Genomic DNA, 19,333 nt, shown 5'->3' on the forward strand with positions numbered 1-19,333 from the left:
TCCGCCGATATTCCCTGTGGGAGCGAGCCTGCTCGCGAAGGCGCTGGATCAGTCGACATCATCTTCATATGACACACCGCTTTCGCAAGCAGGCTCGCTCCCACAGTTGTTTTGTGGTGTCAGGGGAATTTTGGGCAACAAAAAGGCCCCCATTTCGGGAGCCTTGTTGTTCAGCGTTTCGACTTACATGTTCGGGTAAGTCGGGCCGCCGGCACCTTCCGGTGCCACCCATGTGATGTTCTGCGCAGGGTCCTTGATGTCACAGGTCTTGCAGTGCACGCAGTTCTGGGCGTTGATCTGGAAGCGCTTCTCGCCGTCTTCCTTGGTGATCACTTCGTATACGCCGGCCGGGCAGTAACGCTGTGCCGGTTCGTCGTACAACGGCAGGTTTTTGCTGATCGGGATGCTCGGATCAGTCAGCTTCAAGTGGCATGGCTGCTCTTCTTCGTGGTTGGTACCGGAGATGAACACCGAGCTGAGTTTGTCGAAACTCAGTTTGCCGTCGGGTTTCGGATAGTCGATCTTCTTGCAGTCGGCCGCGAGCTTGAGGCAGGCGTAATCCGGCTTGGTGTCGCGCAGGGTGAACGGCAGTTTGCCGCCGAAGATGTTCTGGTCCAGCCAGTTGAAACCACCGCCGATGATCGCGCCGTACTTGTGGATCGCCGGGCCGAAGTTACGGCTGGCGAACAGTTCTTCATGCAGCCAGCTGTTCTTGAATGCGTCGACGTAAGTGGTCAGTTCGACGGTGCAATCCTGCTCGGCGAACAACGCATCGGCCACCGATTCCGCCGCGAGCATGCCGGACTTCATCGCGGTGTGGCTGCCTTTGATCTTGGCGAAGTTCAGGGTGCCGAGGTCGCAACCGATCAGCGCGCCGCCCTTGAAGACCATTTTCGGCAGCGAGTTCAGGCCGCCCTTGGCGATGGCGCGGGCGCCGTAGCTGACGCGCTTGCCGCCTTCCAGATATTGCTTGAGCACCGGGTGATGCTTGAGGCGCTGGAACTCATCGAACGGCGACAGGTAAGTGTTGCTGTAGGACAGGTCGACGATCAGACCGACCACCACCTGATTGTTTTCCAGGTGATAGAGGAACGAGCCGCCGGTGTTCTCGGTGCCCATGATGTCCAGCGGCCAACCGGCGGTGTGCACCACGAGGCCCGGCTGATGCTTGGCCGGGTCGATTTCCCAGATCTCTTTCAGACCAATGCCGTAATGCTGCACGTCGGCATCGCTGTCGAGGTTGTAGCGCTTGATCAGTTGCTTGCCGATGTGGCCACGGCAGCCTTCGGCGAACAGCGTGTATTTGCCACGCAGTTCCATGCCAGGGGTGTACAGGCCTTCTTTCGGGTTGCCTTCACGGTCGACGCCCAGATCACCGGTGATGATCCCGCGCACTACGCCGTTTTCATCGATCAGCGCTTCCTGAGCGGCGAAGCCCGGGTAGATTTCCACACCCAGATTCTCGGCCTGCTGAGCCAGCCAGCGGCACAGGTTGCCCAGGGAGATAATGTAGTTGCCTTCGTTGTGCATGGTCTTGGGCACAAAGAAGTCGGGAATCTTCTGCGCGCTGTCGGCGTTTTTCAGTACGAAAATGTCATCGCGCGTGACTGGCGTGTTCAGCGGTGCGCCGAGTTCTTTCCAGTCCGGGAACAGTTCGTTCAGGGCGCGGGGTTCGAACACCGCACCGGAGAGGATGTGTGCGCCGACTTCGGAGCCTTTTTCGACCACGCAGACGCTGATTTCCTTACCGGCGTCAGCGGCCTTCTGCTTCAAGCGGCAGGCGGCGGACAGACCAGCGGGGCCGGCACCGACGATGACGACGTCGAATTCCATGTATTCGCGTTCCACAGGCTATCTCCTACTCAAGGCTCAACAGTTTTTTTTCTAATATGGAGGTTTGATCTCGCATCCGTATTGCCTTTACGTTAACGTCAAAGGGAATATTGGCGAATCCACCTTTCTCTCTAGGCGGCGCATTATATCTACACCACTCCTAGCGTCCAATACAAACGTTTGTTTGAATCGCCTCCAGCCCTGATAAATCAAAGAAGCGCGGCTTATGACAGGGCATTTTGGCGTATTGACCAGAATGGGCGTTCCGGTCAAGATACGGGCGGTTTTGCGCTCGCCGTAGGCAGACTGGCGGTTTCAAGAGCACCTCTAAAGACAGGGCACAGGCAGTAGACGGTGATGCGCAGCGCAAGTCCGGCGCGCAGTTTACACAGCGTGAGAATGAATGACCCGACAGTCACCCCTGACGAACGGTCACCGCTCTTCGCGAAGTGAATCACCTCACATTCAAGCCGGCGTTTTTAGAGGTGCCCTTGTCGCCCGATGAGCATCATCCGCCAGGTTCGCCTAGGCGACTTTCTTTTCACCGGAGAGTAACGAGGAATCCATGAAGGTTCTTGTAGCTGTCAAACGCGTTGTGGATTACAACGTCAAGGTCCGCGTCAAGGCGGACAATTCCGGCGTCGACCTCGCCAACGTCAAGATGTCGATGAACCCGTTCTGCGAAATCGCCGTGGAAGAAGCCGTACGCCTGAAAGAGAAGGGCGTTGCGACTGAAATCGTCGTCGTCTCGATCGGCCCGACCACCGCTCAGGAGCAGCTGCGTACCGCACTGGCTCTGGGTGCCGACCGCGCCATCCTCGTCGAATCCGCTGAAGACCTGACCTCGCTGGCCGTGGCCAAGCTGCTCAAGGCCGTTGTCGACAAGGAACAGCCGCAGCTGGTGATCCTTGGCAAACAGGCGATCGACAGCGACAACAACCAGACCGGCCAGATGCTCGCGGCACTGAGCGGCTACGGTCAGGGCACCTTCGCTTCGAAAGTCGAAGTCTCCGGCGACAGCGTTGCCGTGACTCGCGAAATCGACGGCGGCGCGCAGACCGTTTCGCTGAAACTGCCGGCCATCGTCACCACCGACCTGCGTTTGAACGAGCCGCGCTATGCGTCCCTGCCAAACATCATGAAAGCCAAGAAGAAGCCTCTCGAAGTGCTGACTCCGGACGCTTTGGGCGTTTCCACCGCCTCCACCAACAAGACCCTGAAAGTCGAAGCGCCGGCTGCACGCAGCGCGGGCATCAAGGTCAAGTCGGTGGCTGAACTGGTTGAAAAACTCAAGAACGAAGCGAAGGTAATCTAAATGACTATCTTGGTTATTGCTGAACACGACAACAAAGTGTTGGCCCCGGCCACACTGAACACCGTGGCTGCTGCGGCCAAAATCGGCGGCGACATCCACGTTCTGGTAGCAGGTCAGGGCGCAGGCCCGGTGGCCGAAGCCGCAGCGAAAATTGCTGGCGTGAGCAAAGTCCTGAATGCTGACAACCCCGCTTACGCGCATCAGCTGCCAGAGAACGTAGCTCCGCTGGTTGCTGCTCTTGCCCATGAAGGCGGGGGCGCTGGCTACAGCCACATCCTCGCTGCCGCGACCTCCAACGGCAAAAACATCCTGCCGCGCGTTGCTGCTGCGCTGGACGTTGACCAGATCTCCGAGATCATCTCGGTAGAAAGCGCTGACACTTTCAAGCGTCCGATCTACGCCGGTAACGCCATCGCCACCGTGCAATCGACCGCCGCGATCAAAGTGATCACCGTGCGTGCCACCGGTTTCGATCCGGTTGCTGCTGAAGGTGGTTCGGCTGCCGTTGAAGCCGTTGGCGCTGCCCACGACGCCGGTACCTCGAGCTTCGTCAGCGAAGAGCTGGCCAAGTCCGATCGTCCTGAGCTGACCGCTGCCAAGATCGTCGTCTCTGGCGGCCGCGGCATGCAGAACGGTGACAACTTCAAACACCTGTACGCGCTGGCCGACAAGCTCGGCGCTGCTGTTGGCGCTTCGCGCGCTGCGGTCGACGCAGGTTTCGTACCGAACGACATGCAGGTCGGTCAGACCGGCAAGATCGTTGCGCCACAGCTGTACATCGCCGTCGGTATCTCCGGCGCGATCCAGCATCTGGCCGGTATGAAAGACTCCAAAGTGATCGTTGCGATCAACAAGGACGAAGAAGCGCCGATCTTCCAGGTGGCCGATTACGGCCTCGTGGCGGATCTGTTCGAAGCAGTACCTGAGCTGGAGAAGCTGGTCTAATCCGGCGGCTTCACTTATAAAGAGCCCGGCCTGTTGGTCGGGCTTTTTTTTGTCTCGAATTTCAAGCGGGAGCGTTTTGCCATGGATCTGCGCTGCGGATGGTTGTTGGGATGGGTGCTGTTGCCAGGTCTGGCCACGGCCGCTGGCAAGTGCGAACGCCTGGTTGTCACCGGCAGCCCGGATGCGCCGCCCTATCTGTGGCAGGACCCGCAAAACCCCAAGCGCCTGATCGGCGCCAGTGCCGATCTGTTGCAGCAAGTGGCCAAGGATCTGGGCATCAAAGTCGACCTGCTCTACGCCGGCAAACGCTCGCAGGCCCTCGATGAAGTGCGCAGCGGGCGCATGGACATGCTGGCCGACGCGCCGTTGACCGTGAATGAGCTGGAAAACCTCGACTACATCCATCCGCCACTGCTGGAAAACGACTACCTGGTGTGGACGCGCAAAGGCTCGACGCTGACCTATGCCGAGGCCAGCGACCTGAAAGGCCATGCCGGGGCGGTGTCGGAAAAGTCGCGGATGACCCAGGCATTCGGCACTTTCGCCGAACAGAATCTGACCCTGACCCGCACAGCAAACCTTACCGAGGCATTACAGAAACTGCTGTTGGGCGAGGTGGAATATGTCCTCGCCGGACGTTACTCAGGCCTGGCCGCCGCGCAGACATTGGGCATGACCAGCGATCTGTTGGCGTTCGAACAACCCATCGACCGGCCGGGTCTGTTCCTCGCGGTTTCGCATAACTCGGCCTGCAACGATCCGTGGTTGCGCGGACAGCTCGCCAAAAAGATGACAGAATTGCCCGCGTCCGGACTGACGGAAGCCGCGCTGCAACGCAACATCGAGCGCTGGAAGGCGCAACAGCAACAGTCGCCACAACCTGTCAGTGCCCCAAAACAGTAGGGATTCTTAGTGAGTATTCGACCTCTTTTCGCGGCTGTGGCCGTTCTGGCCCTGGCCGGGTGCGCATCCGATCCGGCACCCAGTGAACAAATGCGTTTGACCGAACAAGCCATCGTGCAGGCCAAGGCAGTCGGCGCCACCGCTGACGAAGTGCCGGAAATGCAACTGGCCGAAACAAAATACAACCGCGCCAAAGGCAGCATGGCCGACGAGTCCTATCGCAACGCGCGCATGCGTGCCGAGCAGGCCGAGCTGGATGCACGTCTGGCCGAGGCCAAGGTGCTGACGAAAAAAAGTGAAGAGCAACTCAATGTGCTCAATACCCGCATTGTCCGCCTGCGCAAGCAGCTGCAACTGGGGGAAGCGCAATGAGCCTCAAGTCCAACGCTTTGGGCATTCTGCTCCTCGCCGGTTGCGCCAGCCTGTACGGCTGCGCTGGCCAGCACAGCGAGGCGGCGCTGCAACAGGCCGGCGCTGATTTCCAGAAGGTCAAGGAAGATTCCAACGTCCTGCGCATTGCGCCGAAAGACGTGATCCGCGCCGGCGAATCCCTGGCCCGTGCCGATCGGCTGTCGACCTATTGGGGCAGCGGTGCGGACGTGGTGCATTACGCCTACTTGAGCCAGCGCTACAGCGAAATCGCCCGCGAGCACACCAACCAGGCGCTCAACGAGGAACGCGCAGCCAAGCTCGAGCTTGAGCGTCAGCGTCTGCAACTGGCTCTGCGCGAGTCGAAGCTGCTCAGTGTGCAGCAGCAGGGCAAGTGGCTGGAGGAACAGATCGAGGCGCTGGCCACCACACAGACCGACCGGGGGCTGGTCATGACCCTCGGCGACGTGTTGTTCGACACCGGCCAGGCGGAACTGAAAAACTCGGCCAACCGTGTCGTGCTGAAGATCGTCCAGTTCCTGCAACTCAACCCCAAGCGCGTGGTGCGCATCGAGGGCTACACCGACAGCACCGGTGGCAAACAGGAAAACCTCAAACTGTCCCGCGATCGTGCGCAGTCGGTAGCTGACGTGCTGGTCGATCTGGGCATCGATGAAAAACGCATTCAGGTCGAAGGTTATGGCGACCAGTTCCCGGTTGACGCCAACGCCTCCGAGCGCGGCAGGGCGCAGAACCGCCGGGTGGAAATCGTGTTCTCCGACGAAAAAGGCCAGCTCGGCGCCGCCCGCTGAGGGCTGCGTCTCTGGAAAGCCCGGACTGTCATGCAGTGCCGGGCTTTTTTATGTCTGTCGATTGCTGCGCAAAACCGTACAGATGGGGCAGACACCCCACTGTACGGTCGAGTAATCTGGCAACTGTCCCAGTACACTTCTAAACTGTTCCGGTATTGTTTCACACAAGAATAAAACGCCCGTGAAATCGAGTGCTGCGTCATGACCAATCTCTTGCTCTACCAACGTATTGCTCAGCAACTGGCCGAAGACATCCGCCGTGGTGTCTATCAACCGGGGGAGCGTGTGCCTTCGGTGCGCAAGATGAGTTCGCAGCTCAACGTCAGCCATGCGACGGTGTTGCAGGCTTACGCCAACCTTGAAGATCAGGGCCTGATCCGCGCCCGACCGCAGTCGGGTTACTACGTACACCAGACCCCAGCGCTGACCGCGCCGACGCCGGATATTGCCCGGGTCGAACGGCCGGGGCTGGTGACGCGCAGCAGCATCATTCAGCAGGTATTGGTCGAATCCCGCCGCGAAGGCGTGTTTCCGCTGGGCGCTGCGGTGCCGAGCGTCGATTATCTGCCGGTGCGCGCGCTGCATCAGCAACTGGCCAAAGTCACCCGGTTTCACAGCCCACGGGCGTTCAGCTACATGTTCAGCCCCGGCTTCGAACCGCTGCGTCGGCAAGTGGCGATCCGCATGCGTGACGCCGGCGTGGTGGTCGATCCATCGGAAGTGGTGATTACCCACGGCTGTGTCGACGCCTTGCAGATGTCGTTGCGCGTGCTGACCCGGCCGGGCGATCTGATCGCTGCCGAATCACCGACCTATTATGGCCTGCTGCAACTGGCCGATCTGCTCGGCCTGAAAGTCATCGAAATCCCCAGCGACCCCGCCACCGGCATGAGCCTGGAAGCCTTGCAACTGGCCGCCAACCAGTGGTCGATCAAGGCGCTGGTGCTGACCACGCGCCTGAGCAATCCCCTCGGCGGAACCATGCCGGAAGAGCGGCAGAAACAGTTGTTGCGTCTGGCCTCGGATTTCGACATTCAGATTGTCGAAGACGATATCTACGGCGAACTGATGTTCGAGCAGGGCCGTACCAAGGCGCTGAAGGCTTACGACAGGCTGGGTCGGGTGATCTACTGCTCGAGCTTCTCCAAAACCTTGTCGCCAGGTGTGCGTATCGGCTGGATGATCGCCGGCAAATACCAACAGGAAATCCAGCGCCTGCAAACCTTCAGCACCCATTCGGCGTGCAGCGTCACGCAGATGGCGATTGCCGCCTATCTGGAAAACGGCGGTTATGACCGGCATTTACGCTACATCCGCCAGGAGTACCGGAAAAACCTCAGCGCGTTCCAGCTGGCGGTTCAACAGCATTTCCCTGAAGGCACGCAGATGTCCCGGCCAACGGGCGGTTTCATCCTTTGGGTGAGCTTGCCGGGGCGGGTCAACACCCAGGAATTGCATGTCCGCGCACTGCAACAAGGCATCAGCATCGCGCCGGGTCTGATCTTCAGCAACACCGAGCAGTTCAACCACTGTATCCGCCTCAACTGCGGCATTCCGTGGAACCGCGAAGCGGAGCGCGCGCTGATGACGCTGGGTCTGTTGGCGACCCAACTGTGTCAGGAAATGGCTGGCGGATTCTGAACGAGGAGGGCGGTGGTGCTTGTCATGTGACGCACAACAAGCGAGCATGTGGCCCTCTGCCGTTAGTTCGTTGGGTCCATGAAAGCCATTGTTCCTGCCGCGTGGGTATTGCTGGGTTTGTTGATGATCGGTCAGGCACCGGGTGTCATGGCGGCCGCAGCCCAGGAAAAACCGGCAGCGACCAGTACGACGAAGAAAGCCGTCAAAACCGTGGCTCCGGCAAAAAAAGCCCAGGCCAAAAAAAACGCCACGGTGAAGAAGCGTCGCCCGGTTGCCTCGAAGTCGAAATCCGCGAGCGAAGTGGCCAAGACCAAATTGCCGCCGGCAAAACTCGATCTCAGCCTGCCCAAGGATATGGTTGAAGACCTGAAGCCACAGGGCACCGTAGAACTGCCCAAACGCGAGGCGATCCTGCCGCAGATGTTTGGCGAAAAAGATAACGGCTTCCAGCTCAACGGCCGCTTGCTCAGCAATGAAATGGAGTTGCAATTGCGCAACGAAGCGCGACGCGATGTGGAAGGCGCGGCGCTGGATTTCGAATTCAAGCAATAGATGCAGGCCTCTGCGACGCGCAGAGCAGACGCTTCGTCGGAGACTGCCCGGTCACTTTTACTTATCGTTGAAAAGCCGCTTGTAGCAATTTGAAACAGCTGTTTTAGCGGTTACTATGTTCCCCGTCTCTTTACACATCGCCCGTCGCGAGGATCTGTTCGTCATGAAATGCCGTGAAGGCTGTGGCGCTTGCTGCATTGCCCCCTCCATCAGTTCGCCGATCCCCGGCATGCCCGATGGCAAACCCGCCGGCGAACGTTGCGTGCAACTGTCGGTCGATAACCTGTGCAGCATTTTCGGCCGTCCGGAACGTCCGGCTGTGTGCTCGGGTTTCGCTGCGGATGTCGAGGTTTGCGGCAGCAGTTCGCAAGAAGCGATCAGATTGATCGGCTGGTGGGAGCAGATGACGGCGGCGTGATGTGTTCACCAACGGAACTTCAACAATAAGGAATAAAACTATGGGTTCGCTGCACCGTATCGCTGTGTTGTGTGGTCTGACTGCCGTACTTGCCACCTCGGTCGTCCACGCGGAAGACTGGAAAGTTGCCAAGAACGAAGACGGCATCAAGGTTTCCCTGAGCGAAATACCCGGTTCGGATTACAAGTCCTACCAAGGCGTTGCGCTGATGAAAACAACCGTTGCCAAACTGCGCGCCTTGCAGGAAGACGTCTCCGGCGCCTGCGCGTGGATTCACGAATGCAAGAGCCAGAAACTGCTCAAGCACGAAGGCGATCTGAGCTGGACCTATTCGCAATTCAATACGCCGTGGCCGGTGACCCCGCGTGATTCGGTGTTGAAAATCACCACTGTTGAGGGCGCCGATGGCAGCCTGACCCGTAATCTTGAGGGCGTGCCGACCTATCTGCCGGAAGAAAAAGGCTTCGTGCGGGTCCAGCAAGTCAAAGGCTTCTGGAAGTTCGTGCCTAAAGGCGATCAGGTTGAAGTGACTTACCAGGTGCACACCGAGCCGGGCGGTAGCGTGCCGGCCATGGTCGCCAACAAGTTTGTGGTGGATGCGCCATTCAATACCCTGAAAGCGCTGAAAGAACGCGCCGAGAAATAATCAATTGGCTGTAAGCAAAACGCCCCGATCGCTTCGGGGCGTTTTGTTTTGTCTCTAAATTGTATTTCCAGATATGCGTTGCACGAAATTTTCACAAAGTCTCCAAGACAATTCGCCCGCACTTGTTGACTGCCATTGCGTTGCCAGCCTTCGAATGAAAGTCTCGAAGGGCTGGGCAGTAATCAATGGCAATGGTGTGAACGATCGTGCAACATTTGCGCACCGCGCACGCCCCGGGGTCTGGATTGACCAATAGAGGGCATGGCGCCGCTGTATTTTTGCAACTTCAACTTCCAATGGGTCCTAAAACGACATGGCAAACCCGGACGCCCTGAGTCAGCAGCGATCTTCTGCTCGTCTGCTGCAACCGACCGTCAAATCGCATCTGGCCTACACGCTGCTGTGCGCGCTGATCATGATGGTGATGTTTTCCGCGCTGCGCCTCGCGCTGCTGGTCTACAACCGCGAGATGATCCTCGACACCCCGGCCGCGACCTTCCTTGAAGCGTTCGTCAACGGTCTGCGTTTCGACCTGCGCCTGGTGGTCTACCTGTGCATTCCGCTGGTGCTGGCGCTGTTCAGTGCCAGGGCCATGGCCGCGCGCGGTTTCTTCCGTCTGTGGCTGACCGTCGCCTCGAGCATCGCGCTGTTCCTCGGCCTGATGGAAATGGACTTCTACCGCGAGTTTCACCAGCGCCTCAATGGTCTGGTGTTCCAGTACGTGAAGGAAGACCCGAAAACCGTAATGAGCATGCTCTGGTACGGTTTCCCGGTGGTGCGCTACGTGCTGGCGTGGGTAATCGGCACGGTCATTCTGACCCTGGCGTTCAAAGGTGCCGACCGCGCCACCCGCCCGCGCGGACCGTTCAGCGGCGGCAGCGTCAGCTCCCGTCAGGTTGCGCCGTGGTACACCCGCCTGGCGGTGTTCGTGGTCTGCCTGCTGATCTGCGTAGTCGCCGCTCGCGGCACCTTGCGTCAAGGCCCGCCGATGCGCTGGGGTGACGTCTACACCACCGATTCCAACTTCGCCAACCAGCTCGGCCTCAATGGCACGCTGTCGCTGGTCGCCGCAGCCAAGGCGCGCATGGGCGAAGACCGCGACAATATCTGGAAAGCCACGCTGCCTCAGGAACAGGCGCAGCAAGTGGTGCGCGACATGCTGCTGATGCCGGACGACAAACTGGTCGATGCCGACATCGCCGCTGTTCGCCGCGACTACATGCCGCCGGCTGACAAGACCCTGCCGATCAAGAACGTTGTGGTGATCCTGATGGAAAGCATGGCCGGTCACTCGGTCGGTGCTTTGGGCGCGCCGGGCAATATCACCCCGTACCTGGACAAGCTGTCGAAGGAAGGTCTGCTGTTCGACCGTTTCTTCTCCAACGGCACCCACACCCATCAGGGCATGTTCGCGACCATGGCCTGCTTCCCCAACCTGCCAGGTTTCGAATACCTGATGCAGACCCCGGAAGGCAGCCACAAACTGTCCGGCCTGCCGCAGCTGCTCAGCGCCCGCGACTATGACGACGTCTACGTCTATAACGGCGACTTCGCCTGGGACAACCAGTCGGGCTTCTTCAGCAACCAGGGCATGACCAACTTCGTTGGCCGCAATGACTTCGTCAACCCGGTGTTCTCCGATCCGACCTGGGGCGTGTCCGACCAGGACATGTTCGATCGTGGCCTGCAAGAACTGAAGGCGCGGGAAAACGGCAAGCCGTTCTACGCGCTGCTGCAAACCCTGTCCAACCACACACCGTACGCCTTGCCGACGCCATTGCCGGTCGAGCGCGTGACTGACCGTGGCAGCCTCAACGAACACCTGACCGCCATGCGCTACTCCGATTGGGCGCTCGGCCAGTTCTTCGAGAAGGCGCGCAAAGAGAAGTACTTCAACGAAACCCTGTTCGTCATTGTCGGCGACCATGGCTTCGGCAACGAGCGCCAGATCACTGAAATGGACCTGGGCCGCTTCAACGTGCCGATGCTGATGATTGCCCCGGGCATTCAGCAGAAGTTCGGTACCCGCGACCACACCGTGGGCACGCAGATCGACATCGTGCCGACCATCATGGGCCGTCTCGGTGGCGAAGTGCGTCACCAGTGCTGGGGCCGTGACCTGCTCAACCTGCCGCAGGGCGATACCGGTTTCGGTGTGATCAAGCCATCGGGCAGCGAACAGACCACCGCCATCGTCACCGCCGACCAGATTCTGGTGCTGCCGCGTGACAAGGACATGGGCCCGAAAATCTGGCAATACCAGCTCGGCGCCAACCCGCACGCCGAAGTAGTGCCGGACGCGCCGCGCACTGCCGAACTCAAACTCAAACTTGAGGCGTTCCTGCAAACCGCGACCAAGAGCCTGCTCGATAACACCGCCGGTGTTATTCATGGCAAGCCGGACTGATCACTTCTTAAAGTCCACGCAATAAAAAAGAGGCCCTGAACAAGGGCCTCTTTTTTTACCGCTTCAAATCGTCATATCTTGCCGAGTAACAACAGCACCAGCAGCACGACCAACACCACGCCGATAATGCCCGACGGGCCATAACCCCAACTTCTTGAGTGCGGGAAGACCGGCAGACCACCGATCAGCAACAGGATCAGGATGATGATTAGAATTGTGCCCATGGGTGATTTCCTTGTTCAGAGTCTGGAAGAGTCTTGATGCTCAGTGGGCAGCTGGAGAGCAACTAAATTCCAGCCGGCTTACATGTTCCGACTTGCGCCGATGAAAAAAAATTCAATGTTTTTTTAATGTATTTGGATTGCTCGGTTATTTCCTTTCCAGCAAAAAGATCGCAGCCTCGTTGCACTCGTCAGCTCCTGCATGAGACCAACCGGAAAACAATGACGGCTGGAATCTTTTGATCCTCCATTCAGCAACTGGATGGAGCGTGGGCGAACGAAGTTCCTTCGCTACACTCGGCGCATCTCTCCCGGAACAACAAGGCTGTCCGCTATGCAAAATCGCATGATGATCACTGGTGCAGGCTCAGGCCTGGGTCGCGAAATCGCGCTGCGCTGGGCCCGTGAAGGCTGGCGGCTGGCCTTGTCCGATGTCAGTGAGCCCGGCCTGCAGGAAACCCTGAAGCTGGTGCGCGAGGCGGGCGGTGACGGTTTCATCCAGCGCTGCGACGTGCGCGATTACAGCCAGCTCACCGCCTTCGCCCAGGCCTGCGAAGAGAAGCTCGGCGGCATCGACATCATCGTCAACAATGCCGGCGTCGCCTCGGGCGGGTTTTTCAGCGAGTTGTCGCTGGAAGACTGGGACTGGCAGATCGCGATCAACCTGATGGGCGTGGTCAAAGGCTGCAAGGCGTTCCTGCCGCTGCTGGAACAGAGCAAGGGCAAGATCATCAACATCGCCTCCATGGCCGCGTTGATGCAAGGCCCGGCAATGAGTAACTACAACGTGGCCAAGGCCGGCGTAGTGGCGTTGTCGGAAAGTCTGCTGATCGAACTGGCGCAGCAGGAGGTGGCGGTGCATGTGGTTTGCCCGTCGTTCTTCCAGACCAACTTGCTCGATTCTTTCCGTGGCCCGACCCCGGCGATGAAAGCCCAGGTCGGCAAGTTGCTGGAAAGTTCGCCGATCAGTGCCGCCGACATCGCTGACTACATCTATCAGCAAGTCGCCGCCGGTGAGTTCATGATCCTGCCCCACGAACAAGGGCGCATGGCCTGGGCAATCAAGCAAAAGAATCCGCAACTGCTCTACAACGAAATGACTTCCATGGCCGAGAAAATGCGCGCCAAGGCCAAACAAAACAACGCTTGATCTTGTTCGATGCCCGTCGCGTCGTTAGGGTGGCCGCCAATGGTCACCCTGTCGAGATGCGCTCATGCTCAATTACTTGTGGTTCTTCCTGGCGGCGCTGTTTGAAATCGCCGGCTGTTTTGCCTTCTACATGTGGCTGCGCCAGGGCAAGAGTGCGTTGTGGGTGATTCCCGCGTTGCTCAGCCTGACCCTGTTCGCGCTGTTGCTGACCCGTGTTGAAGCGGCCTACGCCGGGCGCGCCTATGCGGCGTATGGCGGGATCTACATCGTTGCTTCGATTGGCTGGCTGGCGGTGGTCGAGCGGGTGCGTCCGCTGGGCTCGGACTGGATTGGCATGGCGCTGTGCGTGGTCGGTGCCAGCATCATTCTGTTCGGGCCGCGCTTTTCCGCTGCCTGAGGCGTTTGTGCGAAGCGTCTGACAGCTGCGGGCGTGGGCAGCTGTAGGGCAAGACTGATTTGCTCGTCGTGGATTGTGAAGACGCTATAAGCCGCGCATCTTCAGGGTTTGCCAGTCCTGAAGGATGAATCCCATGCTTGTACTCAGCCGTGTGGTCGGTGAGTTGATTTCAATCGGAGACGACATCACCCTGCGTGTTCTGTCGGTCAACGGCTCCAGCGTGCGCTTCGGCGTCGAAGCGCCGAAAAAGGTCCATGTACACCGCGCCGAGGTCTATGACCGGATCAAGCGCAAGGAGGCCGCGGCGAAGGCTGGCTGACGGTTTCAGTCGAACAGATGCTTGGGTACGTCGTGCTTGAGCATCAGCTGGCACTGCTCGCTTTCCGGGTCGAACACGATCAATGCCTGGCCTTTGGTCAGTGCCTGACGCACGCGCAGGACGCGGGTTTCCAGCGGGGTGTCATCGCCGTTGTCGGTACCGTCGCGGGTGACGAAATCCTCAATCAGGCGGGTGAGGGTGTCGACTTCAAGCGCGTCGTGGGGAATGAGCATGGGCACCTCGGTCAAATCAATGTCGGGATGCTACGGGGATTGGGTTTTGTCTGCCAGTTCTGTATCGGTCTTGCCGGCCTATTTGCGAGCAGGCTCGCTCCCACCTTTGAAATGCGATCCCTGTGGGAGCGAGCCTGCTCGCGAAAGCGGTTATCTCACCGAAGGCTCAACTGTCAGAACGCTGCCCCACCAGACTGTCCACCGGCGGCACGCGGGTTTCGCTTTCCATCTGCGTGTCATGCTCAATCTGATGGCTGAAGCGATCCAGTGAAGCATTGGCCGGCGCCGCATCGCTGGCAAAGACCGGCGGGCTGAGAATGTACGCGCCGAGCAAACGGCTGAGCGCCGCCAGACTGTCGATGTGCGTGCGCTCGTAGCCGTGCGTGGCATCGCAGCCGAAAGCGAGCAGGGCAGTACGAATGTCGTGGCCGGCGGTGACCGCCGAGTGCGCATCGCTGAAGTAATAGCGGAACATGTCACGGCGCACCGGCAATTCGTGTTCATCGGCAAGACGCAACAGATGCCGCGACAGGTGATAGTCATACGGCCCGCCGGAGTCCTGCATCGCCACGCTCACCGCGTGTTCGCTTGAATGCTGGCCGGGGGCGACCGGTGCAATGTCGATGCCGACAAATTCGCTGACGTCCCACGGCAATGCCGCCGCTGCACCGCTGCCGGTTTCCTCGGTGATGGTGAACAGTGGATGGCAATCGATGTTCAGTTCCTGGCCACTGTCGACAATCGCCTTGAGCGCGGCGAGCAGCGCTGCGACGCCGGCCTTGTCGTCGAGGTGGCGGGCGCTGATATGGCCGCTTTCGGTGAACTCCGGCAGCGGATCGAAGGCCACCACGTCGCCGACATGAATGCCCAGCGACTCGCAATCGGCCTTGGTCGTGCAGTAGGCGTCCAGACGCAGCTCGACATGGTCCCAACTGATCGGCATTTCATCGACCTGGGTGTTGAAGGCGTGCCCGGACGCCATCAGCGGCAACACGCTGCCGCGAATCACCCCGGTGTCGGTAAACAGGCTGACCCGGCTACCCTCGGCAAAGCGGCTCGACCAGCAGCCGACCGGGGCGAGGGTCAGGCGACCGTTGTCTTTCACCGCACGCACAGCAGCGCCGATGGTGTCCAGGTGCGCAGACACCGCGCGGTCAGGGCTGCTCTTTTTGCCCTTCAACGTCGCGCGGATGGTCCCGCGCCGGGTCATTTCGAACGGAATGCCCAGCTCTTCGAGACGCTCGGCGACATAGCGCACGATGGTGTCGGTGAAACCGGTAGGGCTGGGAATGGCGAGCATTTCCAGCAGGACTTTTTGCAGGTAAGCCAGATCCGGTTCAGGGATTTGTGTGGTCATGGTCATGGAAACTCCTGATGGGTTGAGCACATCGATGGTTTCGATGAGGAAAATTGGTGGTGACGTTCAGGGCCTCTTCGCGAGCAGGCTCGCTCCCACATTTGGAATGCATTCCCCTGTGGGAGCGAGCCTGCTCGCGAAGGCGTCAGCCGGAACAACGATGGTTCAAGAGACAGCCGGCTGACTATGCGGAAACAACAGATCGACAAAGCGCTCCGCCGTCGGCTGCGGTTCGTGGTTGGCCAGGCCGGCGCGTTCGTTGGCTTCGATGAACACGTACTCGGGCTGATCCGCCGCCGGCACCATCAGATCGAGCCCGACCATCGGAATGTCCAGCGCACGCGCCGCACGCACTGCCGCGTCGATCAGGGTCGGATGAAGAATGTCGGTCACGTCTTCCAGCGTACCGCCGGTGTGCAGATTGGCCGTGCGCCGCACGAACAGATGCTCGCCGGCCGGCAGGATGCTGCTGTAGTCGTAACCGGCCGCATGCAGCGTGCGTTGGGTTTCGTGATCCAGCGGGATCTTGCTTTCGCCACTGGTGGCGGCTTGCCGGCGGCGGCTCTGCGCTTCGATCAGCGCACCGATCGAATGCTGACCATCGCCAACCACTTCCGCCGGACGGCGAATCGCCGCCGCAACCACTTCAAAGCCGATCACCACGATGCGCAGATCAAGGCCTTCGTGGAAGCTTTCCAGCAGCACGCGACTGTCAAACTGCTTGGCGGTTTCGATGGCCTTCTGCACTTCTTCGATGGTGCGCAGATCCACCGCGACGCCGTGGCCCTGTTCGCCATCGAGAGGCTTGACCACCACCCGTTGGTACTCATCGAGGAAGGCCAGGTTGTCGTCGGCGTTGCCCGCCAGTTGCTGCGCGGGCAGTTTCAGACCTGCGCCTTTCAGCACCTTGTGGGTCAGGCTTTTGTCCTGGCACAAGGTCATGCTGATCGCACTGGTCAGGTCGCTCAGCGACTCGCGGCAACGCACGCGACGGCCGCCGTGGCTGAGGGTGAACAGCCCGGCGTCGGCGTCATCCACTTGCACGTCGATACCGCGCCGATGGGCTTCTTCGACGATGATCCGCGCGTAAGGATTGAAATTCGCCTCCGGGCCCGGGCCGAGAAACAGCGGCTGGTTGATGCCGTTCTTGCGCTTGATAGCGAACGTCGGCAGGTTGCGGAAACCCAGTTTGGCGTAAAGGTTTTTTGCCTGACGGTTATCGTGCAGCACCGACAGATCCAGATAAGCCAGACCACGACTCATGAAGTGCTCGACCAGATGCCGCACCAGCACTTCGCCGACGCCGGGGCGCGAGCAATGCGGGTCGACCGCCAGGCACCACAGGCTGCTGCCGTGTTCCGGGTCGTTGAAGGCTTTTTCATGATTGAGACCCATGACACTGCCGATCACCGCGCCGCTGTCCTCGTCTTCCGCCAGCCAGTACACCGGGCCGCCCTGATGATGCGGGGTGAGCAACTCCTGATCGATCGGCAACATGCCGCGCGCCTGGTACAAACGGTTGATACCCTGCCAGTCGGTTTCGCTCTGCGCGCGACGAATGCGGAAGCCGCGAAACACCCGCGTGGCCTGCCGGTAATCGCTGAACCACAAACGCAGGGTGTCGGACGGATCGAGAAACAGCTGCGTCGGCTCGAGGCCGAGAATCTGCTGCGGTGCGGCGACGTACAGGGCGATGTCGCGCTCGCCGGGCTGCTCGTTGAGCAGCTCCTGCGCCAGTGACGCCGGGTCGGGAAAGGTGTGCCCGATCAGCAGCCGGCCCCAGCCGCAATGAACGGCAATCGGGGCGCTGGCAGGCTCGCTACCGTCTTCGGCCAGGCGCGCCTGCAAACGTTCATACGAGGGAGCCTGACCACGCAACAGGCGTTGGTTGATGGACGTGGCATGGGGTTTCATCAATCAGATTCCTTGTTCACTGAGCCACAGGTTCAGGGCCGCCAGTTGCCACAGTTTCGAACCGCGCAACGGGGTCAGTTGGCCTTGCGGATCAGTCAAAAGCTTGTCGAGCACGGTCGGGTTGAACAGGCCGCGATCCTGGCTCGGATCCAGCAGCAGTTCGCGCACCCAGTTGAGCGTGTCGCCCTGCAAGTGCTTGAGACCCGGCACCGGGAAATAGCCTTTCTTGCGGTCGATCACTTCGCTTGGAATAACCCGGCGCGCAGCTTCTTTCAGCACTTGCTTGCCGCCATCGGGCAGCTTGAATTGACCTGGTACACGAGCCGATAGCTCGACCAGTCGATAGTCGAGGAACGGCGTGCGCGCTTCCAGGCCCCAGGCCATGGTCATGTTATCGACGCGTTTGACCGGGTCATCGACCAGCATCACCGTGCTGTCCAGGCGCAGCGCCTTGTCCACGGCAGCATCGGCGCCGGGCTGGGCAAAGTGCTGTTTGACGAAATCACCGGCCGCATCGTGGTCGACCAGCCATTTCGGCTGCACAGTCGCTGCGTAGTCGTCGTAGCTGCGATCGAAGAACGCATCGCGGTAGGCCGCGTATGGGTCCGCCGCGCCGTCGACCTGCGGATACCAGTGGTAACCGGCAAACAGTTCGTCTGCGCCTTGGCCGCTTTGCACCACTTTGCAGTGCTTGGCCACTTCACGGGACAACAGATAAAAAGCGATGCAGTCATGGCTGACCATCGGTTCGCTCATCGCCCGGAAGGCGGCGGGCAGTTGCTCGATGATTTCTTTCTCGTCGATGCGCAACTGATGGTGGCGCGTGCCGTAGTGCTTGGCGATCAGGTCCGAGTACTGGAACTCATCGCCGCGCTCGCCGCCGGCATCCTGGAAACCGATGGAGAAGGTCGACAGATTCTCTACACCGACTTCGCGCAACAGGCCGACGAGCATGCTCGAGTCGACACCGCCGGACAGCAACACACCGACATCCACCGCCGCACGCTGACGAATCGCCACCGCTTCGCGGGTGCTGTCGAGGACGCGATCGACCCAGTCTTCGAGGTTGAGGTTTTTCTCGTCCTCATGCGGGCCGTAGGGCAGGGTCCACCAGGTTTTCTGCTCGGTGCGGCCATCAGCTTCAACGCGCATCCAGGTGGCGGGCGGCAGTTTTTCGATACCGGCCAGCAAGGTGCGCGGCGCGGGTACGACCGCGTGGAAATTCAGATAGTGATTGAGCGCCACCGGATCGAGGATCGGGTTGATGTCGCCGCCCTTGAGCAGCGCCGGCAGTGCTGAGGCAAAACGCAAGCGTTGGCCAGTGCGCGACAGGTACAACGGCTTTACGCCGAGACGGTCACGAGCGATGAACAGGCGCTGGGCATCACGCTCCCAGATAGCGAAAGCAAACATGCCATTGAGCTTCGGCAGCAGCGCCTCGCCCCAGGCGTGATAACCCTTGAGCAGCACTTCGGTGTCGCCACCCGAATAGAAGGCATAACCGAGTGCTTCGAGCTCTGCGCGCAATTCCGGGAAGTTGTAGATCGCACCGTTGAACGCCAGGGACAGGCCCAGTTGGCTGTCGATCATCGGCTGCGCAGAGCCGTCCGACAGGTCCATGATTTTCAGGCGTCGATGACCCAGGGCAATCGGCCCTTGGGCATGGAAGCCCCACGCGTCAGGGCCGCGAGGGGCCAGGTGATGGGTGATTCTCTCGATCGCTGCAAGGTCTGCAGGTTGTTGATCAAAACGTAACTCGCCAGCTAATCCGCACATAAAGTCCTTACCGGTTTTTCCGTTGGGGAAGGTCAAGCCGTACCGCGCGAAAAGTGCGGGTACTCAGAAACTGACCTGTCTCGGTAGGTGGAGTTTTAGATCGATAAGTTATAAGCCAGCCTGGC

19 protein-coding genes are annotated in these 19,333 nt (G+C 59.9%); 13 read left to right on the forward strand and 6 right to left on the reverse strand.

Annotated elements, in window-relative coordinates; translation table 11 throughout:
- Positions 1-183 precede the first annotated feature (183 nt).
- The gene (locus tag ACV8MC_RS14485; RefSeq protein ID WP_016770955.1) at positions 184-1,848 is read right to left on the reverse strand and encodes an electron transfer flavoprotein-ubiquinone oxidoreductase; all 1,665 of its coding nucleotides are present in this window, start codon (positions 1,846-1,848) and stop codon (positions 184-186) included.
- Between the two features lie 550 nt (positions 1,849-2,398).
- Here ACV8MC_RS14485 and ACV8MC_RS14490 point away from each other — a divergent pair.
- The 10 genes from ACV8MC_RS14490 (at position 2,399) to ACV8MC_RS14535 (ending at position 11,841) form a co-directional block, all read left to right on the forward strand.
- The gene (locus ACV8MC_RS14490) at positions 2,399-3,148 is read left to right on the forward strand and encodes an electron transfer flavoprotein subunit beta/FixA family protein (protein ID WP_007908338.1); all 750 of its coding nucleotides are present in this window, start codon (positions 2,399-2,401) and stop codon (positions 3,146-3,148) included.
- A complete protein-coding gene (locus ACV8MC_RS14495; protein ID WP_457262379.1) occupies positions 3,149-4,093 on the forward strand; it encodes an electron transfer flavoprotein subunit alpha/FixB family protein in 945 nt (314 codons plus the stop codon).
- Positions 4,094-4,174: 81 nt separating this feature from the next.
- On the forward strand, positions 4,175-4,996 hold the full coding sequence (locus tag ACV8MC_RS14500; RefSeq protein WP_457262380.1) for a substrate-binding periplasmic protein: 822 nt from the start codon (positions 4,175-4,177) through the stop codon (positions 4,994-4,996).
- A 9-nt stretch (positions 4,997-5,005) separates the two neighbouring features.
- Positions 5,006-5,368, forward strand: a complete 363-nt coding sequence (locus ACV8MC_RS14505) for a DUF4398 domain-containing protein (protein WP_038860459.1) — start codon at positions 5,006-5,008, stop codon at positions 5,366-5,368.
- Positions 5,365-6,177, forward strand: coding sequence for an OmpA family protein (locus ACV8MC_RS14510; protein ID WP_056788304.1), 813 nt, complete (start codon positions 5,365-5,367; stop codon positions 6,175-6,177). The genes ACV8MC_RS14505 and ACV8MC_RS14510 overlap by 4 nt, the downstream gene beginning before the upstream one ends.
- 201 nt (positions 6,178-6,378) lie before the next feature.
- The gene (locus tag ACV8MC_RS14515) at positions 6,379-7,818 is read left to right on the forward strand and encodes an aminotransferase-like domain-containing protein (RefSeq protein ID WP_457262383.1); all 1,440 of its coding nucleotides are present in this window, start codon (positions 6,379-6,381) and stop codon (positions 7,816-7,818) included.
- Between the two features lie 78 nt (positions 7,819-7,896).
- The gene (locus ACV8MC_RS14520) at positions 7,897-8,370 is read left to right on the forward strand and encodes a hypothetical protein (RefSeq protein WP_041478244.1); all 474 of its coding nucleotides are present in this window, start codon (positions 7,897-7,899) and stop codon (positions 8,368-8,370) included.
- A gap of 163 nt (positions 8,371-8,533) precedes the next feature.
- A complete protein-coding gene (locus tag ACV8MC_RS14525) occupies positions 8,534-8,788 on the forward strand; it encodes a YkgJ family cysteine cluster protein (RefSeq protein WP_071173185.1) in 255 nt (84 codons plus the stop codon).
- Positions 8,789-8,828: 40 nt separating this feature from the next.
- Positions 8,829-9,434, forward strand: coding sequence for an START domain-containing protein (locus ACV8MC_RS14530; protein ID WP_071173184.1), 606 nt, complete (start codon positions 8,829-8,831; stop codon positions 9,432-9,434).
- Positions 9,435-9,747: 313 nt separating this feature from the next.
- Complete coding sequence (locus ACV8MC_RS14535) at positions 9,748-11,841, forward strand: LTA synthase family protein (protein WP_457262385.1); 2,094 nt, start codon at positions 9,748-9,750, stop codon at positions 11,839-11,841.
- A 71-nt stretch (positions 11,842-11,912) separates the two neighbouring features.
- On the opposite strand, the gene ACV8MC_RS14540 is transcribed toward ACV8MC_RS14535, so the two are convergent.
- Entirely contained in the window at positions 11,913-12,065 is a 153-nt protein-coding gene (locus ACV8MC_RS14540; RefSeq protein WP_003183939.1) for a DUF3309 family protein, read from the reverse strand.
- A 331-nt stretch (positions 12,066-12,396) separates the two neighbouring features.
- Between ACV8MC_RS14540 and ACV8MC_RS14545 the strand changes: the two genes are divergently transcribed.
- The 3 genes from ACV8MC_RS14545 (at position 12,397) to csrA (ending at position 13,928) form a co-directional block, all read left to right on the forward strand.
- Positions 12,397-13,212 carry an SDR family oxidoreductase gene (locus tag ACV8MC_RS14545; protein ID WP_122880400.1) on the forward strand — a complete coding sequence of 272 codons (816 nt, stop codon included), beginning with the start codon at positions 12,397-12,399 and terminating at the stop codon, positions 13,210-13,212.
- 64 nt (positions 13,213-13,276) lie between these two features.
- Positions 13,277-13,609: a YnfA family protein gene (locus ACV8MC_RS14550; RefSeq protein ID WP_016770946.1), complete on the forward strand. Its 333-nt coding sequence runs from the start codon at positions 13,277-13,279 to the stop codon at positions 13,607-13,609.
- 133 nt (positions 13,610-13,742) lie between these two features.
- The gene (gene csrA, locus ACV8MC_RS14555) at positions 13,743-13,928 is read left to right on the forward strand and encodes a carbon storage regulator CsrA (protein WP_024013891.1); all 186 of its coding nucleotides are present in this window, start codon (positions 13,743-13,745) and stop codon (positions 13,926-13,928) included.
- A gap of 5 nt (positions 13,929-13,933) precedes the next feature.
- On the opposite strand, the gene ACV8MC_RS14560 is transcribed toward csrA, so the two are convergent.
- The 4 genes from ACV8MC_RS14560 to ACV8MC_RS14575 form a co-directional block, all read right to left on the reverse strand.
- Positions 13,934-14,161, reverse strand: coding sequence for a YheU family protein (locus tag ACV8MC_RS14560; RefSeq protein WP_003172962.1), 228 nt, complete (start codon positions 14,159-14,161; stop codon positions 13,934-13,936).
- A 166-nt stretch (positions 14,162-14,327) separates the two neighbouring features.
- The gene (locus ACV8MC_RS14565) at positions 14,328-15,518 is read right to left on the reverse strand and encodes an osmoprotectant NAGGN system M42 family peptidase (protein ID WP_024013890.1); all 1,191 of its coding nucleotides are present in this window, start codon (positions 15,516-15,518) and stop codon (positions 14,328-14,330) included.
- Positions 15,519-15,683: 165 nt separating this feature from the next.
- Positions 15,684-17,432 carry an N-acetylglutaminylglutamine synthetase gene (gene ngg, locus ACV8MC_RS14570; protein ID WP_457262388.1) on the reverse strand — a complete coding sequence of 583 codons (1,749 nt, stop codon included), beginning with the start codon at positions 17,430-17,432 and terminating at the stop codon, positions 15,684-15,686.
- A gap of 3 nt (positions 17,433-17,435) precedes the next feature.
- Complete coding sequence (locus tag ACV8MC_RS14575) at positions 17,436-19,208, reverse strand: N-acetylglutaminylglutamine amidotransferase (RefSeq protein ID WP_353187731.1); 1,773 nt, start codon at positions 19,206-19,208, stop codon at positions 17,436-17,438.
- Between the last annotated feature and the right edge of the window lie 125 nt (positions 19,209-19,333).

The sequence above is a fragment of the Pseudomonas sp. PK-RTE-24 genome, assembly GCF_054052265.1.

Excerpts from the sequence above, each read along its gene's own strand:
- ACV8MC_RS14520 (WP_041478244.1), top strand. The coding sequence starts at position 7,897 with ATGAAAGCCATTGTTCCTGCCGCGTGGGTATTGCTGGGTTTGTTGATG.
- ACV8MC_RS14575 (WP_353187731.1), bottom strand. The coding sequence starts at position 19,208 with ATGTGCGGATTAGCTGGCGAGTTACGTTTTGATCAACAACCTGCAGAC.
- ACV8MC_RS14510 (WP_056788304.1), top strand. The coding sequence starts at position 5,365 with ATGAGCCTCAAGTCCAACGCTTTGGGCATTCTGCTCCTCGCCGGTTGC.
- ACV8MC_RS14500 (WP_457262380.1), top strand. The coding sequence starts at position 4,175 with ATGGATCTGCGCTGCGGATGGTTGTTGGGATGGGTGCTGTTGCCAGGT.
- ngg (WP_457262388.1), bottom strand. The coding sequence starts at position 17,432 with ATGAAACCCCATGCCACGTCCATCAACCAACGCCTGTTGCGTGGTCAG.
- ACV8MC_RS14495 (WP_457262379.1), top strand. The coding sequence starts at position 3,149 with ATGACTATCTTGGTTATTGCTGAACACGACAACAAAGTGTTGGCCCCG.
- ACV8MC_RS14560 (WP_003172962.1), bottom strand. The coding sequence starts at position 14,161 with ATGCTCATTCCCCACGACGCGCTTGAAGTCGACACCCTCACCCGCCTG.
- ACV8MC_RS14565 (WP_024013890.1), bottom strand. The coding sequence starts at position 15,518 with ATGACCACACAAATCCCTGAACCGGATCTGGCTTACCTGCAAAAAGTC.
- ACV8MC_RS14490 (WP_007908338.1), top strand. The coding sequence starts at position 2,399 with ATGAAGGTTCTTGTAGCTGTCAAACGCGTTGTGGATTACAACGTCAAG.
- ACV8MC_RS14535 (WP_457262385.1), top strand. The coding sequence starts at position 9,748 with ATGGCAAACCCGGACGCCCTGAGTCAGCAGCGATCTTCTGCTCGTCTG.
- ACV8MC_RS14530 (WP_071173184.1), top strand. The coding sequence starts at position 8,829 with ATGGGTTCGCTGCACCGTATCGCTGTGTTGTGTGGTCTGACTGCCGTA.
- ACV8MC_RS14515 (WP_457262383.1), top strand. The coding sequence starts at position 6,379 with ATGACCAATCTCTTGCTCTACCAACGTATTGCTCAGCAACTGGCCGAA.
- ACV8MC_RS14540 (WP_003183939.1), bottom strand. The coding sequence starts at position 12,065 with ATGGGCACAATTCTAATCATCATCCTGATCCTGTTGCTGATCGGTGGT.
- ACV8MC_RS14545 (WP_122880400.1), top strand. The coding sequence starts at position 12,397 with ATGCAAAATCGCATGATGATCACTGGTGCAGGCTCAGGCCTGGGTCGC.
- ACV8MC_RS14525 (WP_071173185.1), top strand. The coding sequence starts at position 8,534 with ATGAAATGCCGTGAAGGCTGTGGCGCTTGCTGCATTGCCCCCTCCATC.
- csrA (WP_024013891.1), top strand. The coding sequence starts at position 13,743 with ATGCTTGTACTCAGCCGTGTGGTCGGTGAGTTGATTTCAATCGGAGAC.
- ACV8MC_RS14550 (WP_016770946.1), top strand. The coding sequence starts at position 13,277 with ATGCTCAATTACTTGTGGTTCTTCCTGGCGGCGCTGTTTGAAATCGCC.